The 26,282-nt window shown below is 52.7% G+C and carries 23 protein-coding genes; 10 read left to right on the top strand and 13 right to left on the bottom strand.

The window, feature by feature from the left end; all coding sequences use genetic code 11:
• The 4 genes from recB (at position 1) to L2731_RS04495 (ending at position 7,716) form a co-directional block, all read left to right on the top strand.
• Positions 1–3,687, top strand: a complete 3,687-nt coding sequence (gene recB, locus L2731_RS04510) for an exodeoxyribonuclease V subunit beta (RefSeq protein WP_249252038.1) — start codon at positions 1–3, stop codon at positions 3,685–3,687.
• Positions 3,684–5,648 (top strand): exodeoxyribonuclease V subunit alpha, encoded by a 1,965-nt coding sequence (gene recD, locus L2731_RS04505; protein ID WP_249252036.1) that lies wholly within the window; start codon positions 3,684–3,686, stop codon positions 5,646–5,648. Before recB ends, recD begins: the two co-directional genes overlap by 4 nt.
• The gene (locus tag L2731_RS04500) at positions 5,645–6,568 is read left to right on the top strand and encodes a hypothetical protein (protein ID WP_249252034.1); all 924 of its coding nucleotides are present in this window, start codon (positions 5,645–5,647) and stop codon (positions 6,566–6,568) included. The genes recD and L2731_RS04500 overlap by 4 nt, the downstream gene beginning before the upstream one ends.
• Positions 6,569–6,711: 143 nt before the next feature.
• Positions 6,712–7,716 carry a D-alanine--D-alanine ligase gene (locus L2731_RS04495; RefSeq protein WP_249252031.1) on the top strand — a complete coding sequence of 335 codons (1,005 nt, stop codon included), beginning with the start codon at positions 6,712–6,714 and terminating at the stop codon, positions 7,714–7,716.
• An 84-nt stretch (positions 7,717–7,800) separates the two neighbouring features.
• Here the strand turns inward: L2731_RS04495 and L2731_RS04490 are convergent, their stop codons facing one another.
• The 3 genes from L2731_RS04490 to L2731_RS04480 form a co-directional block, all read right to left on the bottom strand.
• A complete protein-coding gene (locus tag L2731_RS04490; protein WP_041511094.1) occupies positions 7,801–8,238 on the bottom strand; it encodes an Hsp20 family protein in 438 nt (145 codons plus the stop codon).
• Between the two features lie 348 nt (positions 8,239–8,586).
• Positions 8,587–10,293 (bottom strand): bifunctional UDP-sugar hydrolase/5'-nucleotidase UshA, encoded by a 1,707-nt coding sequence (gene ushA / locus L2731_RS04485; protein WP_041511093.1) that lies wholly within the window; start codon positions 10,291–10,293, stop codon positions 8,587–8,589.
• 595 nt (positions 10,294–10,888) lie between these two features.
• Positions 10,889–11,563 carry an alpha/beta hydrolase gene (locus L2731_RS04480; protein ID WP_239850703.1) on the bottom strand — a complete coding sequence of 225 codons (675 nt, stop codon included), beginning with the start codon at positions 11,561–11,563 and terminating at the stop codon, positions 10,889–10,891.
• Between the two features lie 249 nt (positions 11,564–11,812).
• Here L2731_RS04480 and L2731_RS04475 point away from each other — a divergent pair, with 249 nt between their 5' ends.
• Entirely contained in the window at positions 11,813–12,817 is a 1,005-nt protein-coding gene (locus tag L2731_RS04475) for a glutathione S-transferase family protein (protein ID WP_249252029.1), read from the top strand.
• Between the two features lie 45 nt (positions 12,818–12,862).
• Here the strand turns inward: L2731_RS04475 and L2731_RS04470 are convergent, their stop codons facing one another.
• The 4 genes from L2731_RS04470 to L2731_RS04455 form a co-directional block, all read right to left on the bottom strand.
• The gene (locus tag L2731_RS04470) at positions 12,863–13,087 is read right to left on the bottom strand and encodes a DUF3389 family protein (protein ID WP_239850707.1); all 225 of its coding nucleotides are present in this window, start codon (positions 13,085–13,087) and stop codon (positions 12,863–12,865) included.
• 97 nt (positions 13,088–13,184) lie between these two features.
• On the bottom strand, positions 13,185–13,667 hold the full coding sequence (locus L2731_RS04465; protein WP_041511089.1) for an FKBP-type peptidyl-prolyl cis-trans isomerase: 483 nt from the start codon (positions 13,665–13,667) through the stop codon (positions 13,185–13,187).
• Between the two features lie 74 nt (positions 13,668–13,741).
• Entirely contained in the window at positions 13,742–14,614 is an 873-nt protein-coding gene (locus L2731_RS04460) for a WYL domain-containing protein (RefSeq protein WP_249252027.1), read from the bottom strand.
• Positions 14,615–14,717: 103 nt separating this feature from the next.
• The gene (locus L2731_RS04455; protein ID WP_415837054.1) at positions 14,718–15,905 is read right to left on the bottom strand and encodes a lytic murein transglycosylase; all 1,188 of its coding nucleotides are present in this window, start codon (positions 15,903–15,905) and stop codon (positions 14,718–14,720) included.
• Positions 15,906–16,159: 254 nt separating this feature from the next.
• Between L2731_RS04455 and L2731_RS04450 the strand changes: the two genes are divergently transcribed.
• Both L2731_RS04450 and L2731_RS04445 read left to right on the top strand, forming a co-directional pair.
• Positions 16,160–16,534 (top strand): DUF2750 domain-containing protein, encoded by a 375-nt coding sequence (locus L2731_RS04450; protein WP_415837055.1) that lies wholly within the window; start codon positions 16,160–16,162, stop codon positions 16,532–16,534.
• Between the two features lie 57 nt (positions 16,535–16,591).
• A complete protein-coding gene (locus L2731_RS04445) occupies positions 16,592–17,245 on the top strand; it encodes a hypothetical protein (RefSeq protein ID WP_239850711.1) in 654 nt (217 codons plus the stop codon).
• A 203-nt stretch (positions 17,246–17,448) separates the two neighbouring features.
• On the opposite strand, the gene L2731_RS04440 is transcribed toward L2731_RS04445, so the two are convergent.
• The 3 genes from L2731_RS04440 to L2731_RS04430 all read right to left on the bottom strand — a co-directional run bounded on the left by L2731_RS04440 (position 17,449) and on the right by L2731_RS04430 (position 22,317).
• Positions 17,449–18,402, bottom strand: a complete 954-nt coding sequence (locus L2731_RS04440) for a chemotaxis protein CheV (RefSeq protein ID WP_249252025.1) — start codon at positions 18,400–18,402, stop codon at positions 17,449–17,451.
• Positions 18,403–18,512: 110 nt separating this feature from the next.
• Positions 18,513–20,126 carry a mechanosensitive ion channel family protein gene (locus tag L2731_RS04435; RefSeq protein ID WP_249252023.1) on the bottom strand — a complete coding sequence of 538 codons (1,614 nt, stop codon included), beginning with the start codon at positions 20,124–20,126 and terminating at the stop codon, positions 18,513–18,515.
• A gap of 1,252 nt (positions 20,127–21,378) precedes the next feature.
• On the bottom strand, positions 21,379–22,317 hold the full coding sequence (locus L2731_RS04430; protein ID WP_249252022.1) for a 1-aminocyclopropane-1-carboxylate deaminase/D-cysteine desulfhydrase: 939 nt from the start codon (positions 22,315–22,317) through the stop codon (positions 21,379–21,381).
• Positions 22,318–22,546: 229 nt separating this feature from the next.
• Between L2731_RS04430 and L2731_RS04425 the strand changes: the two genes are divergently transcribed.
• The gene (locus tag L2731_RS04425; RefSeq protein WP_239850719.1) at positions 22,547–22,954 is read left to right on the top strand and encodes a YccF domain-containing protein; all 408 of its coding nucleotides are present in this window, start codon (positions 22,547–22,549) and stop codon (positions 22,952–22,954) included.
• A gap of 91 nt (positions 22,955–23,045) precedes the next feature.
• Here the strand turns inward: L2731_RS04425 and L2731_RS04420 are convergent, their stop codons facing one another.
• Positions 23,046–23,819, bottom strand: coding sequence for a substrate-binding periplasmic protein (locus L2731_RS04420; RefSeq protein WP_249252021.1), 774 nt, complete (start codon positions 23,817–23,819; stop codon positions 23,046–23,048).
• Between the two features lie 140 nt (positions 23,820–23,959).
• On the opposite strand from L2731_RS04420, the gene L2731_RS04415 reads away from it, so the two are divergent.
• Positions 23,960–24,187, top strand: a complete 228-nt coding sequence (locus L2731_RS04415) for a PGPGW domain-containing protein (protein ID WP_249252020.1) — start codon at positions 23,960–23,962, stop codon at positions 24,185–24,187.
• Between the two features lie 21 nt (positions 24,188–24,208).
• On the opposite strand, the gene L2731_RS04410 is transcribed toward L2731_RS04415, so the two are convergent.
• Complete coding sequence (locus L2731_RS04410; protein WP_249252019.1) at positions 24,209–24,589, bottom strand: DUF6508 domain-containing protein; 381 nt, start codon at positions 24,587–24,589, stop codon at positions 24,209–24,211.
• A 253-nt stretch (positions 24,590–24,842) separates the two neighbouring features.
• Between L2731_RS04410 and L2731_RS04405 the strand changes: the two genes are divergently transcribed.
• Positions 24,843–25,202: a hypothetical protein gene (locus tag L2731_RS04405; RefSeq protein ID WP_249252018.1), complete on the top strand. Its 360-nt coding sequence runs from the start codon at positions 24,843–24,845 to the stop codon at positions 25,200–25,202.
• A gap of 36 nt (positions 25,203–25,238) precedes the next feature.
• Here the strand turns inward: L2731_RS04405 and L2731_RS04400 are convergent, their stop codons facing one another.
• Positions 25,239–26,144: a LysR family transcriptional regulator gene (locus L2731_RS04400; protein ID WP_249252017.1), complete on the bottom strand. Its 906-nt coding sequence runs from the start codon at positions 26,142–26,144 to the stop codon at positions 25,239–25,241.
• Between the last annotated feature and the right edge of the window lie 138 nt (positions 26,145–26,282).

The raw sequence follows: 26,282 nt of genomic DNA, 5'->3' as shown, positions 1-26,282 counted from the left end.
ATGGCGACACAGACACTCGATCCCCTAAGCCTACCTCTGTCAGGCACACGTCTCATTGAGGCCAGCGCAGGTACAGGTAAGACCTACACCATCGCAGGGCTGTACGTGCGCCTGCTGCTGGGCGATAGCCAGCGCGCGCCCCTAAGCTGCGAGCAGATCCTGGTGGTGACCTTTACCAACGCGGCCACTCAGGAACTCAGGGATCGTATCCGCAAGAAGATACAGCTCGCCTACCGCGCCTTTCTCGGCATGGAGGTGGACGATCCGCTGATCAACACCCTCTACAACGAGGCAGAGCCCGAGGAGCGCAGTCAGGCGCTGAAACGATTCGATCTCGCGCTAAAATCCTTAGATGAGGCGGCAATTTTTACCATTCATGGCTTCTGTCAGCGCATTCTTAGCGACATGGCCTTCGAATCGTCGCTATTGTTTGAATCTGAATTTACCCTGGATGATAGCGAATACCTGCACCATGCGGTGCGGGATTTCTGGCGTGAGGCCTGCTATCCGCTACCTGGCTATCTGGCACAGATCATCGCCAACAAGTTTAGCGATCCCGACGGCCTCACCAAGCAGCTAAGGCCCCTGCTCGGCGCCAATCAGGCCAGTGTCTCACCACAGCCCGAAGCCTTTTCCAAGGTATCTGAGCACCTGAGTCAGAGTCTGGCAAGACTGCGGCTTATCTGGCCCCGTGAGCGCGATGGGACGATTGAGCTACTCAAGGCATTGCCGCTCAACGGCACCCGCTTTGGTAAGAAAGATCAGGGCTACCCCAAGCTGGAAACCCTGTTCGCCGCCATGGATAACTGGGCGGCACAACCACTGTCCCTGCCCGATAACAAGGTCCTCGGCGCCCTGGCCCTAAGTGGCCTTAAGCTCAACAAGGGCGGTGAGATCCCAACGCCGGAGCAGGCCCCGCTGCTGGCCCATATTGAGCGCGTCGCACAGACCATAGAGACCCTGATCCCGAGTTTTCTCTATGGCGCCCGCGATGGCATCAAGGAGCGCTTTGCGGCCCAGAAGCAGCTGAAGAATCTGCGCACGCCAGACGATCTGCTGATCGCCTTAGCTGACGCCCTGAGTGACGAGAGCGACAACGAACGAGCCCTGGCGAGCGCCATTGCCAGACGTTTTCCCATCGCACTGATCGATGAGTTTCAGGACACGGATCCGCTGCAATATCAGATCTTCAGTCGCATCTACCAGCGGGATGCGACCCCAGCGGATAACGACCTCGGCCTCTTGATGATTGGCGATCCCAAACAGGCGATCTACGCCTTTCGCGGTGCCGATATTCATACCTATATCCATGCCAGAGGTCAGACAGAAAACCATTACAGCCTGGACACCAACTACCGCTCGAGCCGAGCCATGGTCGAGGCGGTCAATCAGCTGTTCTCAAGAAGCGACGACCCCTTCATCAGCCAGGCTATCCCCTTTGAGATCATCAAGCCCTCGCCCATGGCGGCAGAGAAGCGCCTGACAGAGAAGGTTCCTCAAAGCAGCGCCCTAAGACTCAAGCTGCTCAGTGAAGACCCCAACACCGGACTGAACAAAGCCAGCGCCCGCAGCCAGCTAGCAGAAGATGCCGCCAACGAGATAGCCAGGCTACTTAACGAGGCTGAGCGCGGCGAGTGCCTAATAAAGGACAGGCCGCTCAAGGCGAAAGATATTGCCGTGCTGGTGCGCGATCGCAACGAGGCAGCCTATATCAAGTCGGCACTCAGCAGTCGCAATATAGGCGCCGTGTTTCTCAGCCGCGACAGCGTGTTCGACACACTCGTGGCCAGGGAGCTCGCCCTGGTGCTGCTGGCCATCGCCAATCCCAAGGATGAGCGCGCGCTGCGCGGCGCCATGGCCACCGCCCTGCTGGGCTATGATGCCCAGGCGATACATGCCTTTAACCTGGATGAAGATGTGCGTCAGCAGCAACTCGAGGCCTTCGACAACCTGCATCAGACCTGGCTTAAGCGCGGGATCATGCCCTGCATGATGGCGCTTGCGGCCGATACCCACCTCATCGAGCGACTGCTGGCAGGCGAAGAGGGTCAGCGCCGCCTGACCGATTTCAGACACCTTGGCGAGCTGCTACAACAAAAGGCGATGGAACTCGATGGCATCAGCGCCCTGCTCAACTGGTATCAACAGACGTTGATCGAGCAAAGCAATACCGAAGAGGCACAGCTGAGACTGGAGAGCGAGCAGAACCTGGTGCAGATAGTCACCATACATAAGAGTAAGGGACTCGAGTATCCCATCTGTTTCCTGCCCTTTGTCAGCCTGGCCCGGGACAATCGCCGCAAGCCTGCGCCGATGCTCTACCATGAGCAAGATGCCCTGGTTTGGGATATCACCCAGACAGATGAAGGCTGGGCCAAATACAAGGCGGAGAATCTTGCCGAAGACCTGCGCCTACTCTACGTGGCACTCACCCGCCCGGTGCTGGCCTGTTACTGCTATATCGCCAACCATTCACGCTTCACCAAGCGTGACGGCATCAGCAGCCAGTTATTCGAGACCGCCATCGGCTACCTGCTGGGGATAGAGTCCAAGGCCTGTGAGTTTGCCGATATCCAGGCCGCCGCCGAGCAGCTCATCAGCGAAGATATTTCGGTCGACTTGGTGCAAAACGCGGCGCCCAAGCAAGACTTTGAGCCCCTTGAAACCGCTCATGAGCTCACCCTGGCACCGCGAACGCTTACCCGCAGACGCGAGACCCCCTGGCGGGTCGGCAGCTATTCAGGCCTGGTGAAACATTCGGCCCACGAGCAGGTAAGTCCTGGCATGGGCGATGAGGCCTTTCCCGAGCTAGAACAGCTAGTGACAGACAGCGAGCAAGTGACCCGCTTTAGCTTCGAGCGCGGCGCCAACGCGGGTAGCTTCCTGCACTGGGTGCTGGAACAGATAGATTTCATCGACGCCGACACCACACTGCGCCAAGAACTGCCCAAGGCGATGGAGCGCTTTGGCATTGACGAACAGTGGCAAGCGATGCTCCATGACTGGTATCTGGATCTGCTGCATACGCCGCTCGATGGCGAGCAGCTGCGCCTTGCACGCCTCAGCCCGGCGCAAAAGCTGGTGGAGATGGAGTTTTATATGCCCATTGGCCAGCTCGACGCCGCGGCGCTTAATCAGCTCCTCTGCCAATACGGCTACAGTTCAGGGCTTAACTTCGATACTCTGCAAGGCATGCTCAAAGGCTTTATCGACTTGACCTTCGAATATCAAGGCAAGTTCTATATCGCCGACTATAAGTCCAATCATCTGGGCGATCATCTGAGTCACTATGATAACGCCGCCATGGCGCGGGCGATTGTCGGGCATCACTACGATCTGCAGTACATCATCTATAGCCTGGCGCTGCATCGCTATCTCAAGCTGCGCCTGCCCGGCTACCAGTATGAGCAGCATGTGGGCGGCTGTTACTACCTCTTCCTGCGGGGCATGTCGGCTCAGTCGCCACAGACCGGCGTCTATTACGACAAGCCACCCTTTGCGCTGATTGAGGCGCTGGATACCCTGCTCAGCCAAAAGTCGGCGCCTGCATCACAGGCCGAATTCCAGCAGGGCGACTCGCATCAGGCCAATTCACAGCAAGCAGATTTACAAGCAGCAGGGAAACCACAAGCGAGTCCACAGACAGACCCCCCGCCTAGCCCAGCACAAGGAGAGCTAGACCTATGATCCAGCTAGCACAGCCACTCAGCCAGCTCCTTAAACTCTGGCAGCAGGAGGGACTGCTTACACCACTGGATCGCCACTTTGCCCTGCAGATGCAGGCGCTGCACGGCGATGGCAACGATCTCTTTACCCTGATCTGCGCCCTGCTCAGCCGCCAGTTGTCCCAGCAGCACACCTGTCTGCCGCTGACCCAGATAGACAGAGATAATCCGCTGCATGAGCAGTTGTCTCAATGCCGGCTGGACCTGTCGCCACAAACGCTCGCCGAGCACCTGATTAACTATCAGGCCGTTAGCCCTGCCGATGGTGAGCTGGATACTCCGTTAATCTTAGATGGCGATAGGCTCTACCTGCAGCGTTACTACCAGTTTGAAACGCAAGTGGCCGAGCGTCTCAAACAGCTCAATCAGCCGCTCACTGTCGTGGCGCCGGACAAGGTCGCGAGCATACTTAACATCCTGTTTGCCGCACAAACCGAGAAACCCGACTGGCAGAAGATCGCCACCGCCACCGCCTTTAGCCAGAAGCTGGCGGTGATCACCGGCGGGCCAGGCACAGGCAAGACCACCACAGTGACTAAGCTCTTGTTGCTGCTCTGTCTGGAGCAGCAACTCACCATCAAGCTGGTGGCGCCGACGGGCAAGGCCGCCGCGCGCCTGAGCGAATCGATCAAGGCCTCCAAGGCCAGACTCGCCCAGGAGCTGGCCCAATATGACGACACCCTAGATCTTAAACAGCTAGAGCAGGTACCCGAAGAGGCCGCCACCCTGCACCGTCTCTTGGGGGTGATCCCAGGCTCTCACAAATTCAGGCACCATAAGGACAACCCGCTTAGATTGGATCTTTTGATCCTGGATGAGGCCTCCATGGTAGATCTACCCATGATGCACAAGCTGTTAGAAGCACTGCCCGACCATGCCAGGCTGATCCTGCTGGGTGACCAGGACCAACTCGCCTCGGTCGAGGCTGGCGCCGTATTGGCGGATATCTGCGCCGGGCTAAAACAAACAGAATCAGTCGAAGCTGGCTGGCGCATGCGCTACTCCCAGGAGAAGGCCACACTGCTCAGTAAACTCACTAGCGAAGATCTCAGCCCTTACATCAATGCGCATCCGGCGCTGGGCGATAGCCTAGCCATGCTGATGCACAGCCACAGATTTAAAGGCGATGCCGGTATCGGCTTGCTGGCCAGCGCCGTAAACCGCCGTGACCTGGCAGGCATATTAAACGTCTGGCAGAGTGGGTATGCCGAGCTAGGCTGGCTGGAGCATCAGCTAACGCTTCAGGGCAACACAGGACTCACGGCGTTGATGAGCCAAAGCGTCGAGCAGTACCGTCCTTATCTTGCCATGGTGACGCAGCTAGCTAGCGAAGATAGCGCCGATGGTAAGGAGCTTGATGAGATAGCCAACGAGATCATCGCTCGCTTCAACGATTACCGTATCCTCTGCGCCATGCGCGCCGGTGAATATGGTGTAGAGGGGATCAATGCCTCCGTCACCCAGGCACTAAAAGATGCTCGGCTCATCGAGCCCTCTAGCGAGTTTTACGCCGGACGTCCCATCATCATCCAAAGCAACGACTATAACCTGGGGCTGTTTAACGGCGATATCGGGGTGATCCTTCCAAGTAGCGGCGCCACCCGCCGCCTGATGGCCTATTTCGTTCAGGCCGATGGCAGCCTGCTCAAGGTACTGCCCGCACGGCTTCCTAGCCACGAGACCTGTTACGCCATGACGGTACATAAGAGTCAGGGCAGCGAATTTCAGCAGGTCGCCTTCGTCTTGCCGCCAAGACCCAGTGTCGCCCAGCGCCAGCTACTCACCAAGGAGTTGGTCTACACCGCCATCACCCGCGCCAAGGGGCACTTCACCTGTCTGGGCAGTCAGGCGGTATTCGAAGCGGCCTGTCGCCAGGCGACGCTTAGGGCCTCGGGGCTGGCTCAGAGGCTTTGGCAGGCATGACGCTCACACTCAACACCCTGCTCAACCAGACACCAAGCGAGCATCCAAGGGCCTTAGTGCTGGGCAACGGCATCAATCGTTATCGCGCCAAGGATGAGAGCCCAAGGCAAGCTCAAGGCATCAACGCCTGGGATGAGATGCTGGTCAGCCTGTGGCGTGCCCATCGGGGCGATGAGGTGGCAAGCGTGCCTGCAGGCATAGCACTCACCGAGTTTTATGATGCGCTGGATCTGATAAGTGAGCGCCCCAACAAACAGCTACAGAAAGAATTTTGTGAGCTGATGTCGAGCTGGCAACCGCGGCGCCAGCACCAAGATCTGGTGGCCTGGGCGGCGGCGAACCAGACCCCGATACTGACCACCAACTTCGAACAGACACTCGCCGCGAGCCAGTCGCTAAAATTACATCACCTACAGGCGAAGCATTTTACCGACTTCTACCCCTGGTCGAGCTATTTCGCCAAGTCTCCCATCGACTCACCCACGCAGGCGTTTGCCATCTGGCATATCAACGGCATGCAAAGGTATGCCCGCAGTGTCCGCTTGGGACTGAGCCATTACATGGGCGCGGTCGACAGGGCCAGAGAGATCTTGCATCAGGGTCACCTGGGCGGCGGGTTTAAGCAGGCCCTCAAGGAAAACTGGCGCGGAAATGCCACCTGGCTCAACATCTTGCTGCATAACGAGCTGGTATTTATCGGTTTAGGGCTAGAGAGCAATGAGATCTTTCTGCGCTGGTTGCTCATCGAGCGCGCCAAACTCTACAAGGCCTTTCCCGAGCGCAGACGCAAGGCCTATTATGTCTACGCCGGTGAGCCCATCTCCCAGGGACAGACGCTGTTTCTCGAGGCGGTGGGCGTGACTGTGCTGCAGCAGGCAGATTATGAGGCGCTCTACCAGACGCCCTGGCGCCATAGGTAGAGTGTTGCCTGGTGGGCTATTTAGGCCACAAAATGCCCGGTCGGACATTAAGCTTTCTTTATGGTGCATCCAAGGCTTGCATAAATAAATCAGCACGTCATAGTGAGCATGGAAAACGATACTGAGTCGAAAACGGAGACCCGATGAATCCGATCAATCTTTTACTTTTATGCGGTGGCGGCGGTGATGAACACGCCATTTCACTGCTGTCGGCCAACTACTTCGAGACCTCGCTGGCAAAGCTTGCTCATATTAATGTGCTGCGCGTCGAGCTGGACGCCGAGGGTCATTATCACACTAAGTCCGGTGAGCCCTGTGAACTCACCAATCGACGTGAGATCCGTTTCGAAGATGAACGCCTCTCGCCCTGGCCGGTAGATTATGTGATCCCCTGTATTCACGGTTATCCAGGTGAGACAGGTGATATTCAATCTTATTTCGAACTCATCAATCTGCCCTATTTCGGCTGTGACGCCGAGGGGTCGCGCAACTGTTTTAACAAGATCACCGCCAAGATGTGGTTTAGCGCCTTAGGGATCCCTAACACCCCCTATCTCTTCCTGAATCAACTGGACGAGCAGGCGATCGCCCAAACCACAGACGCACTGGAAAAATGGGGCTCTGTTTTTGTTAAGGCCGCTTCACAGGGCTCCTCTGTGGGTTGTTATCGGGTCGATGACGCCGCCCAAATTCCAGCCATTCTGGAAGATGCCTTCCGTTACTCCCCCTATGTCGTGGTCGAGAAGACCATTGAGGCACGGGAGTTGGAGGTCGCCGTCTATCAGTATCGCGGAGAGACAGTTGCCACCCAGCCTGGCGAAGTGATCTGCGCCGGCGGCACCTTTTACACCTATGACGAGAAGTATGCCGCCGATAGCAAGGCGACTACACGGGTCGTCGCCGAGGTGAGTGCTGAGATAGCCCAGCAGATCCGCGCCTACGCGGTGAAGGTTTTCGATGGCATGAAGCTCAGACACCTTTCGCGCATCGACTTCTTTCTCACGCCAGAAGGCGAGATCTTACTCAACGAGATCAACACCTTCCCTGGTCTGACGCCAATTTCTATGTTCCCTAAGATGCTCGCAAACCACGGCGACGACTTTAGCGAATACTTAAACGAGGCAATTCTGACGGGACTTAATCGCTAAGCCTAAATAATCCCCAAAATGATTATTTGCCACCAAAAAAGGGAGCCTAGGCTCCCTTTTTTATAGCTATGATCCCGGGGCCTATTAGGCGTCTAATAACTTTGAACTTGAGATCTCAATCTTACGAGGCTTAAGCGCCTCGGGGATCTCGCGCTGTAGATCGATATTGAGCAGGCCATTTTCGAGATCGGCACCTATCACAGTGACATAGTCTGCCAGCTGGAAGGTACGCTCGAAGCCGCGCTCGGCGATCCCTTGGTACAGGTATTTGCGCTCACTCTCCTGCTCAGCCTTAGTCCCTTTAACGACCAACTTGTCGCCTTCGCTGGTAATGTCTAATTCATTCATCGCAAAGCCGGCTACCGCCATAGTGATGCGATAGCGATTCTCGCTGAGTAGCTCGATGTTATAAGGGGGGTAACCTGTATTACCCTTGTTCGATGCAGCATGCTCGGCAAGCTGGGCTAAACGATCGAATCCAATGGCACTACGGTATAGAGGGGTCAAATCATAATTACGCATAGGTATATCCTTGTATTAAGCAATATAGTGGTTAGTGGCCGGCCTTGAATCACACGTTAATATCACGAGAATTGCGCCGCACCTTTTAGTGACATTACCCGGCAGCCCAAAGGCACTGCCATAACAAGACTAAGGTCTAGGATAACATCAGGGGCCTCGATGAGCGCCCCATATTCACTATATGTGGATAGCCATTTATGATTTCAAGGAGCAAATTTAAAATTTTTTTGATAGCCGGTCAAAGTCCACTGGCACGGGAATGAGATAGGGTTTAAGCATAAAAAAGCAGCCTGATGGCTGCTTTTTTAACTCGCTTACCTAAAGCGCTTGCTAATAAGCTAATCTAGATTAGCGTTGGCAAGCCAGTGGGCTGTTGCTGTTCAGGAACTGAATGTCACCGGCAACGGGTGCATAGTCAGCCGCCTTGATAGCGCCGATACCTTCGATGTATGTCGCCAGAACTTCTGCATCAACATAACCTGTCATAACAGGTGTCAATGCTGGGTAGCCGTCACCGCCAGCGGCGTTATAGCTAGGTACAGTAAAGGTATATGTCGCATCGGCAGAGTAGCCTTTACCATTGATGTCGCTGATAGCGACTGTCTTAGCTTCACAATCGACGTCCATCTTGATACCAGCCAGTTGAGGATAGGCACCAGAACCTTCGGCACCAATATCAACAGTCGCCACAACATTCAGGTATTCGGTGATCTCTGCACCCGTCAAAGTGCTTAGGGTGATTGAGTTACCAAATGGTTGAACAGTCAGTACGTCTTTGTAGGTGATTTCGCCCGCTTCGATAGATGCGCGCACACCACCAGAGTTCATTACCGCGAAATCAGCATTCACTTTAGTGCGCTGCGCTTCGGCGATCAAACGGCCCATGTTGGTCTGCTGCTTACGAACCACACCACGGTCGCCTTCAAGCTTATCATCGGTAGAACCGATCACTTTTAGCAGCTCTTCCTGACCTTTATCTTGGTACTGTTGCAGAACTTCCAGAACCGTCGCATCAGGCTCGATAGCTTCGCCGATCAGTACGCGATCGCCTGCTTCATTCTTCTCTTTCAAGTTAACAGGAATTAACTTGTAACCCGCTAAATGCAGCTCACCGTTGAAGTATTCGAAGTCAGCACGGCCAACATACTTACCCCACTCGTGGGCCTGCATGATGTAAGTACCATTTTGCACATCAGGCTTACACTCGGCACCAGGCTTGAAGTTTGGATCGTAGGCATTACCTTCCATACAAACTGGGTTCTGAGAGTGACCACCGATAACAGCAGCTAAATCACCTTCAGTCATTGCACGTGCCAGCGCAACATCACCAGGAGCGTTGCCACCATTTGCGCCATCAGCATAGTGACCCATGTGAGTCGTTGCAAAGATCAGGTCAGCTTCATTGGCCGCCTTGATATCTGCAATCACTTTCTTCAGCTCTTCTTTAGGATCGGTAAACTCAAGACCGCTAATGAACTCTGGGTTACCTATCTTAGCGGTGTCTTCAGTTGTCAGACCCACCACAGCGATACGTAGACCGTTAACGTCAAAGACTTTATAAGCATCGAAGTAACGCTTACCAGACGCCTTGTCGTAGATGTTAGCGGCTAGCATTGGGAATTCGGCTAGCTCACGCTGCATATCGACAACAGAAAGTGGGTTATCAAATTCGTGGTTACCAACTGCCATTGCATCGTAACCAATCAGGTTCATACCAACGAAGTCAGGACGTGCATCTTGCAGATCTGACTCAGGAACACCTGTGTTAATGTCACCGCCAGAAAGCAGCAGCGTTTCGCCGCCGTTGGCTTCAACTTCGGCGCGGATCTGATCGATCAGCGTCTTACGAGCCGCCATGCCATACTCACCATACTTGTTTTCGAAGAAACGACCATGGTTATCGTTAGTATGAAGTACGGTAAATACAGTACATGCATCGCCAGCTTCGGCACATGTTGTTGGTACCTTAGTGGTATCGTCGTCACTGCCATTACAGCCAGCAAGTGCAGCCACAACAGCCGTAGCGACTAATCCTTTTAATAGCTTATTTGTCATTACATCAACCCCTGGATTATATTTTTTTATTAACCATCATAATTTTTGATAGCGAACGTCATAATCTCGCCGCGAAATATAATAGCAAACAATATCTAGAAAATGTGGCATTTTTATGAACAAACATAGGGCAAATGTTTATTTTAAAAGCGTTTTACGCCTTTTATTGTTCACCTTTCAGAACAAGCTAAATATAGATCGTTGAGAAATGTGATTAATTAAAACAAATACCAAAGGCCATTTTGTTTCAATTTTATTAACTTAACGAATCAATCTAAAAAATAGAGATACTCCCTTTAAACAAACAAGCCTTAGCGTACCTAGATCACAAAACCGGTAAAAATTTCACACTAGATCAACCTAAGCTAAAGCAGTAAAACTTAATACAGTCAAAATCGATGCTTTTTTAACCTCAAAGGTGGCTATTTACACCTATTTGTTAGTGACATGTTATCGAAAGACTAGCGTTAACCGCTCGCCAATTGTTTGACGTGATCTCGCCCACACTCTACAAGCCATAAAAAAAGGCGCCAACCGGCGCCCCCTCTGCTTTTATTTCTAACACTTGTTTATGTGCGTTCGAAGATAAGGCGCCCTACTCGCTCAAGCACGCCCTAAGCCATTGACCTATATGCTGAAGCTGATTTGGCAGTACGCTATGGCCCATGGGATAGGTATGCCACTCGCAGGCATAGCCCGCCGCTGAAATCAGCTCAAATGCCGCACGGCCTAACGCCAGCGGAACCACCTCATCTTGCTCACCGTGTTGTTGCAACAATGGCGTGTGGCGATTCGCCTCGCTGAGGTTATCCGGCATGGCATGACCCGTCGGCAGATAACAGGATAACGCCATGATGCCAGCCAGAGGCTTAGGGAAGCGCAAACCGGTGAACAGGCTCATCACACCACCTTGGCTAAAACCGGCCAGGACTATCTTGTCGCTCGGCACACCTGTGGCGATCTGCTCCTCAATAAGCGCTGCGATCGCCTGCTCCGAGGCCTGCACACCCGCGATGTCGGCGCGATTGTCCACATCCATCCCCTTGATGTCATACCAGGCCGGCATCACATAGCCCTGGTTGATGGTAACGGGTATGCTTGGCGCATGGGGGAAGATAAAACGTACGCCGAGCTCATCGGGCAAACCTAAAAGTGGCACCACAGGTGCAAATCCAGCACCCGAATCGCCCAGGCCATGCAGCCAGATCACACAGGCACGGCACTGGGTTTGAGGTTCTATGGTGATCCGCTCTAACGGCTGTCGAGACATAGGGTTTCCTTTATTGGTCAATTTTTTTTGCGTTCATTGGCGGGCGATCATATCAGCAAGCTTTGCCAAGCCCAAGAAACAGGCTCGATGAGAACAAAATTTATTCTCATAAGGTCAACAGACCCTAGCCAAGAAGCCCACAAAACATTCGATAAAGTCGAATGTAAAACGCCATTTTTAGCACTTTTTCATTGGATTGTTCGACTGTTACACTGAACTCAAGCATTAAAATCAGCGAGGCAGACACAGATGGGACTACTCCAGAATGGCCAATGGGTCGACAAATGGTATGACACAGACAAGAGCAAGGGGGCGTTTGTCAGGGAAGATGCCGCCTTTCGCCACTGGATAAAGGCGCCAACGCAGCAGAAACCTGAGCCAGAATTTAAAGCGCAGTCGGGCCGTTACCATCTCTACGTATCCCTCGCCTGTCCTTGGGCTCACAGGACGCTTATCTTTCGCGAGTTAAAGTCATTACAGGCCCATATCGGCGTCACCGTGGTCGAGCCACATATGCTCAGCAACGGCTGGGAATTTAGCGGTCCCAAGCAAAGCGAGCAGGCCCTGCATATCGAGGGCAGCGAAATCGACCGGCTCAATGGCAAAGATTACCTCTATCAGATCTACCAGTTGGCCGAGCCAGACTATAGCGGCCGCGTGACTGTGCCCGTACTCTGGGACAAAGAACGCCGCACCATAGTCAGCAACGAGTCGGCCGAAATCATCCGCATGTTCAACAGCGCCTTTAATGATCTCACCGACAATCGGCTCGACTTTTACCCCGTCCCGCTCAGAGAGGAGATCGATGAGATCAACCACTGGGTCTATCACAAGATCAACAACGGGGTGTACAAGGCGGGTTTTGCCACCACTCAGGCAGCCTATGAACAGGCCTTCGACGAATTGTTTGACGCCTTAGATACCCTAGAGAAGCGGCTTAGCCGACAGCGCTATCTGGTGGGTGACCAAATTACCGAAGCCGACTGGCGCCTGTTTACCACGCTAGTGCGTTTCGATGCCGTCTATGTGGGACACTTCAAGACCAATCGTAATCGCATCGCTGACATGCCGGCGATTCAGGCATACCTGAAGGAGTTATACCAATATCCGGGTGTCGCCAAGACGGTCAACTTGGAGCATATCAAACAGCACTACTACTTCAGCCACGGCCAGATAAACCCAACCCGCGTGGTGCCCAAAGGGCCCGAATTAGATCTCGACTCGCCACATGGCCGGGATGAACTTAAGCGGTAATAGGCCGCATCGCCAACTTATAGGCGAGTGACAAACCAAGCCAGCTTAACCGATATCGATACCGAGACACTCGGCGATATCGGCGAGCTGGGTCTCATCGTCTAAGGTGAGATGCCAGCGCACCGCGCCCGCATCGGCCACCATGATGTTGCCGGCGCTGATTAGACGCAGATCATCGACCATGGCATAGAGGCTAACGCCAGTAGCAAGTTTTACCAATACCTCTTGAGGCGAGACGATCACCCGCCCGCCTGAAAATTCGATTACCACAGCTTACTCCCCCGTTAGATATACAAAGACCCAGGATAACCCGGGCCTCTATGGTTTTCGCCATCTATATAGCTACGCTTATTCGCGCCGGCTCACCTTAGTGGTGATGACCGCCTACCCCGTGGGCATGTCCGTGGGCGATCTCTTCGGCACTCGCTTCGCGAGCGTCGACAATCTCGAGATCGAAGGTCAGTTCGCGGCCCGCCAACGGATGGTTGATATCCACGGTCGCCATGAACTTACCCACCTTAAGCACGGTCACCTGGCGCTGACCCTGATCGGTACTGATAATGGCGCGCATACCTGGCTTCCAGACTTTCGCGCCTTGCAGATGCTTGATCGACACGCGCTGCTCGCCATTCTCGTTACGTACGCCATAGGTTTCTTCCGGTGGCAAAGTGACAGAAAACTTCTCGCCAATGGCCTTGCCTTCAATTGCCTTCTCGACGCCTGGCATCATGTTGTCATGCCCGTGTAGGTAGGCAATAGGATCTAATCCTTCGTTGGTTTCGAGCACTTCACCTGCTTCATCGCGTAAGGTGTAGTTAAACTGCACGACCATATCGTCTTTAATGCTCATCAAGCGTCCTTAGTTAGTCTCTTTTCATCAAGTGGGCGAAGCTTAGCAAAACTTCCCTTGAGGCGCTACGCCTGTTATGCCTTACCCCCCGGCACTATGGCCAGATGCTCTATCTCGCTTAAGATGGCATGGTTCTTTAGCGCCAGCTGACACACGCCGCTGCGGATCTGATGCTGCGGCGAGCAGTCCACGCTCCATTGGCGCAGCAGATAACCGGCTAAGGCGGCGCGGCAACTGAGCACCAATTCCCCCTCGCTCATCTGATAGTCCAGCGCAATCGCCTCGGGATGCTTCAGGCTGGGATGGGGGATCAACACCAGAGAGACCAACTTCTGCCAGTAGCTATCTTTGTCTTGCAGCTCATGGTCGAAAGGCTCGATGGCACTCTGGCTTACCGCCTTAAAACGGGTCACCACAAAGTCGGTAAACACCTGGTGGGTGCGATCGAAACAGCGTACATGCCAGCGCTGTCCGTTATTCACCAGGGTGTGCGGCACCAGCTCTCTTTGAGTTTCCCCCGATGACACGGACACATAGATCACGGCTATCGCCTGCTTATGGGCTATAGCCCGCATCACGGCGGCAATAATATTGGTATCGGGATGAATAAGCTGCACCGCATCCAGACAGACGCTACTTGGTGTCACCGGATGGGATAGCCCGTCGCCGAAACCATTGGCCAATCCGTGGAGGATCGCCTCGGGATCATGGTCAAACAGGGGGGTAAACTCGGCGCGTCTGTGATAGCGCTTGGTCTGATGCACAAGCTCCATGTTGTGGGGCGCCAACTCGCGGTAGCTGGAGAAATCCCTTGTCGCCGCCGCTAGGCCTGTGGCAAACTTGGCGATCAAGTCCTGGCGCGATACCTGGCCAAAATACTGCAAACTAAAGTCGATAAACGCCAGACGTTGCCGCTGGGCAAATGACAAACTCTCCACCGCATCCATATTGCTACCTTATGTGGGGTATTACAATTTGGCCGAGCAAATTGCCCGGCCAAAATCTTAAGCTAATGTAATTCTTAGCGAGATGCAATCATAATGGTTAGCACTATTTTATACCCAGCGCCGCAAAGGTCTCATCGCTTGGGAAACCGTCGGCCACCAGGCCGGCGCTACGCTGAAAGGCCTGCAGGCCGGTACGGGAGTTCACCCCTAGCACGCCATCAGGCTTACCCACGTCATAACCCTTCTCGTTGAGTTTGGCCTGTAGCAACTTGAGCTTCGCGCGGCTGATGTTATCATGTTTCGGCGGCGCCACATGCAGGCGCGCACCACCATTGATGCGATCGGCCAGATGCCCTACCGCGATGGCGTAGAATTCTGAGCGGTTCCAGCGCATGATCACATCGAAGTTGCCATAGCCTAAGAAGGCCGGACCTGTATGCCCCGCCGGCAAGTAGAGTGCCGCCCGCATGTCGGGGGTTGACAGGGCGCGGCCGTTGGCCTGAGTGATCCCTAAACCAGCCCAGGTGGTTAAACTTTGTTTATCGTTACGCCCAAGGTGACGATAATCATAATCCTTAGGCAAGCTTACCTCGCGGCCCCAGCGCTCGTTGCGCATCCAACCGAGATTATTCAAGAAGTTAGCCGCCGAGGATAAAGCGTCCTCAGTGCTGTTAAACAGATCGGCCTTGCCGTCACCATCAGCATCTACCGCATATTTGGCGTAGGCAGAAGGCATGAATTGAGTGTGGCCCATGGCACCGGCCCAAGAGCCCTGCATCTGATTATTATCAAATTGGTAGGCCTCTTTGAGCTTCAACGCCTGAATCAATTCACCGGTGAAATAGGTGCTACGTCTGGGATCGCAAGCCAGGGTTGTCAGCGAGTCGATCACCGGCATCTTGCCTTTATAGGAGCCGAAATTGGTCTCAAGCCCCCAGAAGGCCACCAGATACTGGGGCGGAATGCCATATTCTTGCTGCAGCTTATGCAGCAACGGGCCATGCTGCTTAAGCAGACGCCTGCCCTCCTGAACCCGCCAATCGGTAACCCGCTTGGAGAAATAGTTGTCGAAGGTCTGACTAAATTCCGGCTGCTTCTTGTCGAGCTCTATCACCCTGGCCACATATTTCACCTGACCCAGCCCCTCTTCTACCGTCTTGCTCGACACCCCGGCGGCGAGCGCCTTCTGTTTGAGTGCACTGACGCAGGTATCGAAATCTTGGGCGAGCACACTAAGGCTTGGCAAGCAGGTTGCCAGGATCAGGGATGCAAAGGTGAGCAATTTTTTCAAAATAGAGACTCCAAGAGAAAACGGCTAAAAAATAAGAAACTTAATGATCTGCAGCCGGCAAGAAACCAGACCTTCCCCAGACATGATAACGACTCGAGGCACTTATACTAAATGATTTATGATTAATTATTCGAACTAAGACCAGTTTGCCCCGTGAGCGGATAAATAGTGGACTGATCGGGTCACCTAGCGCTTGGCTCGTTAGCCACATCGCGTATAATGGGCTCGATTTTACCCACTCTAAGAGAACTCACATGACAGACACTAAGATGACAGACAACAGTCCCGTTTTAGCAAGCTTTATCGACAACGTAAAAGAGCAGCAAGCCGTTTGGGGCCTGCAAGATGAAACTGGCGAAGGTTGGGTCGTGTGTGACTCGTCAGAATATGAAGAGACGGATGTTATGCCGCTGTGGTCTAGCGAAGCACAGGCCAAGGTACACTGCACTGAAGAATGGCAGGATTATCAGCCGGCTCCCATTCCACTGGAAGAGCTGCTGGAATACTGGATTCAAGATCTGCACGATGACGGCGTATTAGTGGGTATCGACTGGGTCGCCGAGCAGGAATGCCTGGAGCTCGACCCTATCACTCTGGCTAAGAGCCTGGTCGACATAGAGCAAGAGTAAGCCCAAAGCTTGCACTTTAATATGCGCTTATACCAAGTAGCAGACAGGGGATAGCCCTTGTCTGCAGACCTACCCTTAGTCGACATCCCCTTCGACAGGCGTCACACCTGCTGGTTTTGCGCCGAGCCCTGTGCTCATCAGTTTGACTATCACGCCTTGGGCCATTGCCCTCACCCCTCGTTAGCGGTTCCCGCCTGCAAAGAGTGTCTGCAGATCGCCGAAAAGGCGCCGCTCAGCTCCATCTGGGACTGTCACAGCGCAGTTAAAGATGAGTTAATGCGCCGCTATGCCAAACATCTGGCCATAGGCGAAAACTGGACGCAGGAGGAGCTCGAAGAGGCGGACTTTAGCTGTAAGGTGTTCGAAGGCTTTAAGAAGAGTGCCTGGTTCATGTATCAGGTGGCAAAAGCCAGGGTAAGCGTTGCCCCCTGGCCACTTAGCCTCAAGGGGATCCCGCTTGAAACCGCAGGCTACGGCAGCGGTTTCGAGTTTGATGGAATGCAATTTTCCTCTGTGGCCAAGGCGGTAGAGCATTACGCCAAGATGCTGGGGCTAGATAAGGCCTTCTTGCATCAACTGATCGCCGCCGTCGGCCGCGACCGTTTCGGCTACGCCGTGCGTATCGCCAGGATCAATATCGTCTCTACCGCAGCGGTAAAACGCCAGGTGCTAAGGGATATCCTTGCCGAGCAGTTGCTCGATGACGCATAGCTTTTAATCAAGTGCTTTTAATCAAGTGCTTTGATAGAGATCTTTTGACGTATTGCTTGTCGCATATCGTTGTTGAGCCATAGCTTTTAACCTAATGCCTTTTTAACAGTCAGCACCTGTCGATAGCGATAGCCCATCAAAACGGCAGCAAAGATAATTAAAAGCCAGGCCAAGGGCTTTAGGCTTATAAAGGATAATTGGGGTTAAGTTTCCCGCTCGGGTAATTGGGTGCGCAGACGCTCTTGTACCACATCTACCAGCAGATCCGGCTGAAACTTAGAGATAAACCTGTCACATCCTACCTTCTCCACCATGGCATTGTTGAAACTGCCACTCAGTGAGGTGTTGAGAGTAATGAAGAGGTTGGCCATCCGCTTGTCTTTGCGTACCTCATAGGTGAGTCGATAACCGTCCATCTCCGGCATCTCGGCGTCGGTGATCAGCATGAGTATCTCTTGATTGATATCACGTCCCTCGTCACACCAACGCTTCAATAAGTTAAGCGCCTGCAGGCCATCCGAGGTCTCTATCACCTCGATACCCAGCGGGGCGAGCGTGTCTTTCACCTGACGGCGGGCCGTGGCAGAGTCATCGGCAATCAAGATCTTGCGCCCCATCATCTTGTCAACCAGCGCATGGTCTAAGACACCCTCAGAGATAGCGATATCATAGTGGACTATCTCTGCCAGCACCTTCTCGACATCGATAATGGAGACCAGACGGGTCGCGCCATCCACCTCCACCTTAGTGATGGCGGTGAGGTAGTTATGGCTGCCGGTACTCTTGGGAGGCGGCATGATGTCGCTCCAGGTCATATTGATGATATGGTCGACCTTGCCCACCATGAAGCCCTGCACGCTGCGGTTATATTCGGTGATGATAAGGTTCGCTTCCTGATCGCTGTTCATGGGCTGAAAACCGATGGCGGCGCGAAGATCGATGACGGGGATCGAGGTGCCACGAATGTTGGCGACCCCCTTGATGCTAGGATGGCTACCAGGTAAGGCGCTCAGCTTTGGCAGCTTAACCACCTCTTTGACCTTAAACACATTGATCGCAAAAAGCTGCGTCGCATTGATACGAAACAGCAGAAGCTCGAGACGGTTTTCGCCAACCAACTGAGTACGCTGATCGACACTCTCTAGCACTTTAGCCATACAATTCTCACTACGTCCTGATGTGATTGACGCGATTCGCCATTAATTATAGCCATGATCCCCGGATTTCTAGCCAACATCAAGACCCAGAGATCACAGCTTTAACAAGTTTATCCATTATTCAATGCAACCGGTGCCACCGGCACGATGCGAGAGCCATTTTTCACCACTATATCCATGATTTTTAAATGTAACTCCTCCGATGCCAACTGAAAGGTGGGAAAACTCTTGGTGCCGATATAGGCCAGCACATTGACCTGAAGACCATGGAGACCGAAGCCCTTAAAGGTGACCCTGAGGGGCTCTTTGAGCACCAGTTCATGCTCTTCGAGCATGGCTTTAATCTCGGCGACAATCGCCTTGAGCTGCTCTGAGGTAGTCACCGCATAATCGAGACGAATATCCGCCTTGAAACGGATCTTCTCACGCTGGGAGATGTTCTCGATCTCCATCTCCACCAACTTAGCGTTAGGCACATGGATAAGCGTCCTGTCCAGGGTGCGGATCTGAGTGCAGCGCAGGCCTATCTCCTCGACCGTGCCGCTGATGCTACCAAACTTACACAGGTTGCCCACCTTAATCGGCGCCGCCGAATAGAGGGTGATGGTGCCGATAAAGTTTTCTATCGATTGCTTGGAGGCGAGCGCGATGGCGATGCCCCCTATGCCCATACCGGCGATGATGGCGCTGGCGTTAAAGCCCAGGTGTTCCAGCCATAACAGCACCGCCATGATCACAAAGATCACCCGCAGGAAATTGGTCAAAGGCCTGAGCAAGGATGCCGCCTGATCTTTGCCCTGCTCTTTCCAGCGTTTCTTTAGGCCTTGATGGAAGATCCCCATGGCACTCCAGCCGAACCAGATGATAGCCGACACCAGCAAAAAACCTGTATCTATCATCTCGATAGCGGCGGGTGAGATGCTGCTATGGGACACCCAGGCTCTGACCAGTAACACGGCCGCCAAAAACCTTAGCGGCCCGGCCACTATGTAGGCCAGCTCTTCTTTAAGCTCATGCTTAGTCAGCAGGATCACCCGCTTAACTATCCAGGTCACAGGCACCATCACCATAAAGGCGGTGATAAGGTAAGCCAAAACCAGGCTCCACTCCCACAGGTTGACGTTAAACCAGCGCCCCTCGGGGACATGATTAACAAACCATTCTGCCACAGGACCATAGCCCAGGTTTTCATAGAGTTTAGGCACCTTAGCCACTGTAGCGTTAGAGACCTTCCAGATGGTGCCTCCTTCACTGGGCACACGTTGCAGATAGAGGGCTATCTGATCGCTTTGCAACGCCACCCGGCCAAAGAGATCCCGGTAGGCAGGCAGCTGATCGTTATCCTGACCCAGTGGCGTATCGTTAAGCTGGCCTAAGTCGAGCCAGAGATTTCGCTCTATGATCAGCTGCAGCTGCTTGGCATATTCGGCACCACGTTTGGCCGACATCCCCTCGGGCAGGTAACGCAGATCCAGATACTCTGCCGCCTTTTCATAATCTTGCTCATAAACGGCCGCCATAAAGCCTTCGACTGTGCCCCTTGGCGTGTCACGTTGCAGGCTATCCTTATATTCATAATGTTCAACCGAGCGAACAAATTGACTCCGACCTGTGTCGGCAGCAGCATCGGTTAACGCACCCACCAGACTATTTGGCGCCGCGCACCAGGCACTACCGACAAACAAGCTCACCCCCCAGATTAACGACCAAACAACAAAGCGCATCCCAGCCCCCTCAATTGTTAACAAGCGCCTAGAAATATTAGCATTATTCCTAGGGCCTGTTGATCTTTGCCGTTTGTTTTTGCAGCAGTTTGAAAGTAATTTATACAAGGTAGAGCCTGTGTCGTGTAGTATCCTACACAAACTGGTGATAACGCCGTAGAAATGGCCTACGAACACTGCCCAACGTGTTCACCTAAACGCGCGCTGCACTTTATGAAAGGCTTCCTGCCTTTCACCGCAGGCGGTCAGCGACGCTGTGAGAAATCGTTCCAGACGATTTCTTTGTTGCTCGCCATTCACATAGAGTAACTATGCTTCATGACTCTCGCCTCGCGCAAAACGCGTTTAGATTGAACAAAAATTAAACTTTAAAGTTCAACAGGCCCTAATGACTGTTTATCTTTTCTGTTTGTTTTTGAAATAGTTTACAGATGGTTTCTTTTAATCCTGTATCGTCCTGCCAGACTGAGCTGACTGGCGATAACCTAGTAGAAATAAGCTAGGTAGGTTGCAAGAAACAAAAGCAGCGCAAACAAGTCTAAATGCCCAAAGGTCGGAATTGATTAAATATTGACAAGTACGCGGCCAGGATTATAATGCTCGACTTCTGCAGTACCCTGGTTTTAGTTTTCTGCCTTTAGTTTTGCATCGCTAGACTCTAAGTCATTGCATCGTCATCGCATCCAACAACTCGCAGCTATTTCGTCACACTATTGTCATTTATTGATGATTTACTGTGTCCAATCCGGTGATAAGCCCCCATTTCGGGCGCAAACAACGGCTTTAGCGAGGCAGATCACTTGATTATTTACATAAGGCTGGGTAGTCTCAGAAAGGTTTTAATTCATCTTTCGCAACAGCTAAGGATCTATTATTTGTAAATTTTTACTGCCAAGAGGCAGTCACAGCAATAAGGAGTATGGCCTATGTCGTACAAAATTAACGGTCATGAGATCACGGTAAATTTTCCGGTGGACTCAATTTCAGTCAACAAATCCTCTATCGCTTTCACCGATAGTCTAGGAAAAAATAAACAAACTTTTGCTAAGCGCACCGACGCCCTGCAATTTATGAAATGGTTGCTCTCAAGCAACAAGTAAACCCCACGCTATTCGATACACCTCCTCTCACACGTATCGAAGGTTGCTAAGGCAACAAGTAGGATTGACCCCATTCGTCAACGACTCAGCAGGTAACATTTGGCTCAGGTTGTACCCCTTTCACAGGTACCGACCTGGCCAAATGACATTAATCATTCCCCTAACTCACCAAATATCTCACCATATTTACGCTGGTATCTTGGCAGCATAGATTGATTACCCAACAGCCCCCCTTGGTGCAGATAGAGCACTGGCTTACTTAACCCCTGTTGCCAGCAGCTTTTCAGACACAACCAGCCCAGGGGATCATAAAGTAACTCAAACTCTATCCCCGTCGACTTGAGTTCATGCCACATCTGGTAAAACTCAGGGTACAAATTGCCAAAGTGGTAGCGCTTGGCGGCCGGAACAATCTGAGGATGCAGCGCTTCATCTTCTTCAAGCTCAAAAAATTGCTTACGAAGATAATCATCCCCGCCCACCACGGCGCAGGTCAGTACGCTGATGCTGGGATCTAGGTTTAGAAACTGTTTCTGCAGATAGAGCGCCGTGGTGCCGGTGCCCGAAGGCAGAAACACCACCAGCTCGTTAAGTGGCTGTACGTTTTTCCAGCTGACTATCTCGCGGGCAAGCTGGGCCACGCCCGGCTCGGCAAAGGCGCAGCGCCCGCCTTCCGGCACAAACAGCTGTTCATCGCCGCCCGTCAACACCCTTTGCCTGATATAGGCTTCGCTATCCAATCCATCTCGATCCGACTTTCTTGAGAGATCTATGATGTTGGCGCCATTATTTAACGCGGCGAGGTAATTGCCGCAGGGGTGCTCTGTCAGATAATTGGGTAAATGGTCCACATAGAAATCCAGCTGCCACCCCTTTAGTTTTGCCAGCGCCGACAAGGAATAGAGCGAATTGGCCTGCGGAGAACCGTAACCAATCAGCTGCTTAACCAAGGGGAAGTCGTTATCGAGGAAGTAGGCGAACTTGCGCGCCTTGTTGCCGGAAAATTCTGGATGGAGCAGATCGTCACGCTTCACGTAGATCTTGTGCTGCCCGAGGTAAACCGTATCTACCTGAGTGTGGCTAAGCTTCATGATGAGGAGTCAGAGTTAAACTAAGGGCCAGAGTTTACACCTTTTAACGTCAAATGCGTAATTTGACCGACTTTTGGCATAATATGTCATTAACCTAAAAAACCCCACCATCAAATACATATAAAAACATACACTTAATATATGGCACGGATTTCGCTTAGGACTAGATAAATCTAAACAAAGGCGAACGCCTTTGCGGCTCTATAAGCTCAGAAACAAGGAGTATTCGATGGCACTACTGCGCTTAATCTTTAATATTGCATGGTTTATTTTAGGCGGCTTCGTAATGGGGCTGGCCTGGTGGCTGGCGGGGCTACTCTGCTTTATCAGCATCATAGGCATCCCCTTCGGCCGCGCCTGTTTCGTCATCGGTGAGATGGCCTTCTGGCCCTTCGGTCAACAAAATATCAGCCGCCGTGCGCTGCAAGGGGTAGATGACATTGGCACAGGTCCCCTGGGCATGGTCGGCAATATCGTCTGGTTCCTGCTGTTTGGGATCTGGCTGGCCATCGGCCATATCACTCACGCGCTGGCCTGTTTCGTCACCATCATAGGGATCCCATTTGGTATCCAGCACCTCAAATTGGCCCTGCTGAGTCTGACGCCAATAGGACAGACAATAACCGCTAAGGCGTAATTATCATCGTTAGCCTAAGGCGCCGAGACCTACCTGGGGTTGAGGCGCCTGCTGGGCTTTGAACCAAAGGCTGTCAACTAAAGACTTTCTTCTACAGGCTTTGCAAATAGACTTCTAAGATCTGCTCGACTTGGATTCGTGCAAGGCCGGCGTTATAGATCTCCCGCCACCGTCTCCCCTCGGGGGTATTTCTAAAGGCAATATAGAGACGTTTCGATTCCAGCAATTGCTTGTTGAATTGCAGCCTCGTCTTAAGCTCGCTCAGATGAGGCTGCTCTACCAGGTATAGATAGACATAGAGATCCATCACCGCCCCCTGAACTCGCCCCGTAGCCACCTTTCTGATGTTGTGTTCATCCGAGCTCACCAATTCTACCGGCTGAGTCCCTAAGGCGATCATCTCATCCAGGGCCTGGGTATTTACATAGTCCCTGACCACCCCCAAGGTATAGGCATTGAGATCCTGCAGCCGCGACCAGGTAATGGGATGTCTACTCTGCTCTAAGATCCCCAGGGGGCTCTCGCCCATAGAATCGGAAAAGACAAACTTATCCGTGGGATGATGGTATTCGGGGAAATAGCCCTGATAGCCTGAGTCATCTCGGCTCACCACCCTTACGGTTCGGCTCCATGGAAAGTAATCCACCTGAAGCTCATGGCCCATGGCATTAAGCGCCGCACGAGCGACCACGACACAGGCACCACCGTCCTTAAGGGTCGGTCCCGAATAGGGTGGCCAGTTTAACGAAGAGAGCTTTAGGGTATCGGCCCGCAACGGAAAGAATACCAAGGTACAACTGATCAACAGCAGGACAAACAGCCCATTTCGACCCCAACTTAGGTTAAGAAGTGTCTCTCTCACCATCCCTCTTCCCCCTTAAAACTGCCGCCTGATGGCATTCCTTGCCCAGTGAGAAATCCTTTTGTTACACATTTTCACTGGCATAGCTGCGCAACATCATGCAAAACAAGTATAGGAGAGAAGGTAGGATATTTGAGGTGTCTATGCTGAGAAAAACCTTGATCACCGTCATTGGCGGTACACTTTGTCTGGTTGGATTGCTGCTTTTGGTGTTACCCGGGCCGGCCTGGCTACTGCTACCAATCGGCCTGGCCGTGTTGAGCTTAGAATATCCCTGGGCGAGATCCTGGCTAAAGAAGAGCCAAAAACAGATGAGGCGCAGCGCAGCCTGGCTCGATGGCAAGGTGCGCGACTGGCGTTATAGCCGATAGACAGCTTATGACTTGTCGCCGCTAGGCGGTGGCATTGCCAAACCCCAGGTTGCCCTCAGGGTGACTGAGCACATTGAGCCGCTCAAGAATCGCGAGCAACACCCCTTGCCTGCGCATATTTTCCAGTACACCTCGACTGAAACGCTCCAGGCGGCTCATGGCGGTTAGCAGCAGACGGCACTGATAAAGGCTCGCCTCACGGATATAGTCAGGCTTATCGACTAGGTGGGCATTTTGATACCACTCCTGCCAATTGAGGGTGTCGAGTAACACACCTTGCTTGGCAAGTTGCTCGACAAAAGCTTGCATCGTCATCTGATTGCTAGCGCGCTCACCACATGCGAACTGCGCAGCGTACTGAGCATAGAGATTGGCTATCTGCAAAGATATTGCGCTTTTCATATCCTACTCCTTAACCCTCAGGCCAGCTTTGGCCTTATAGATCCTGTGCTCCGGCGCTTAACGAACGATTAGCATGCTCCATTGTTAAGATTTGCGAGCCGGTATAGTTAAGATTTACGAGCCGGTATAGCTTCACCCTAGCCAAGCCGTGCTGAATATAAGCTGAACACCTGGAAGGTTCTGACTGGCTAGACATTATGAGGGGGAATCCCTATGCTACGAGCAAACGCATTGATTGCGCAGGAGAGACTAGATGAAGAAATACACCACTGGCCTTGGCCTGGTTTTACTTGGCCTATCTATCGGCTTTTCGCCGCTGACCCTGGCCAAGAACGACAAGCATGATCATGGCGCTAAGGGCCATGTCAATAAGAGCCATGGCGAGAAGAGCCTACCACCTGGGCTACAGAAGAAAGTCGCCCGCGGTGAGCCACTGCCTCCGGGCTGGCAGAAGAAGCTGCACAAGGGCGATTACCTGTCCGATGACTATTATGATCGCGGTAAGATCCATGTGCCTATCGATCGTGACGGCAACATCACCATAGATGTCGATGGCACCTTCATTAAGCTACACGACAAGACTCGTCGTATCCTAGATATTATTAACGACTAGACAATATCTACGACTAGACAGTATCAAGGGATAAGCTTACCCTTTAGCAGCCTCCTGGTAGAGGTTAAACTCCTCCAGGATCAGGCTGGTAAAGAGGCGACCGGCGCGCCCCAGAGGGCGCTCCATGGTCGATACCAACTGAGGCGTAAAGCTGTAACGACTGCCCCCGAGAAAATCCAGCTCCTGTAACTCACCACTGGCCAGCTCCTCTTTAATAAGAAAATCAGGCATCCAGCCGAATCCCAGCCCCATCAACAGGGCATTCTTCTTCATGATAAAGCCTGATAGGTAAAACACCTTATCACCACCAAATTGCAGCTCGTCGCTGTGGATCTTGCCGGGGGAGGAATCTTCTATGGTGAGCTCCACATGTTGCAGCAACTCAAACAGGCTCAGCTCCTTGGCACTCGCCAGGGGATGATCCCGACTCACCACTAAGATGCTGTTGATGTCCGGCAGCGGCTGCGGCCGATAGTTGGGCCCGGTACGATAGTCTTTCACCAACATGAGATCGGCATTATCCCGCTCGAACCTGTGTTGTACCCCGCCGAGAAACTCCATGTTGAGCTGGATCTTGGTAGGGATCTTATGCTCAGACACCCGCTTCAGTGCCCGCATGATAGGCTCCATGGGTAGGGAGCCATCTACCACCAGCTCGAGCTTAGGTTCCCAGCCTTCGCTGAAACGGCTGGCCAAATGTTCAATATTGCCAAGGTATTGCAGCAATCTTTTACCCTCGGCAAGGATCACCTTGCCCTCAGGCGTTAATTCGGCGCGATACTGATCCCGACAAAAAAGCTTTACACCCAGATGTTGTTCCAGCTTCTTGACCTGGTAGCTCACCGCCGACTGGGCCTTGTGCAATCGCTCTGCCGCCTTGGAAAAGCTGCCCTCTTCCACCAGAATCGACAATACCCTGAAGGCTTCCACATCGATCTTCATCTCACATCCTCGGCGTAAACAAAAGACAACCATCTAAAAATTAGATTGAGTTAAGCTATTTATTATTCTTTTTTTTGTTCATGCCAGCAACTAAATTGTTACTTAGATCACATAAACATAAGTGTGCCCGCTAAAGCA

Origin of the sequence: Shewanella aquimarina (assembly GCF_023349185.1) — a bacterium.
GTDB classification, from domain to species: domain Bacteria; phylum Pseudomonadota; class Gammaproteobacteria; order Enterobacterales; family Shewanellaceae; genus Shewanella; species Shewanella aquimarina.
This window is presented reverse-complemented; position numbering and strand designations above follow the sequence as displayed.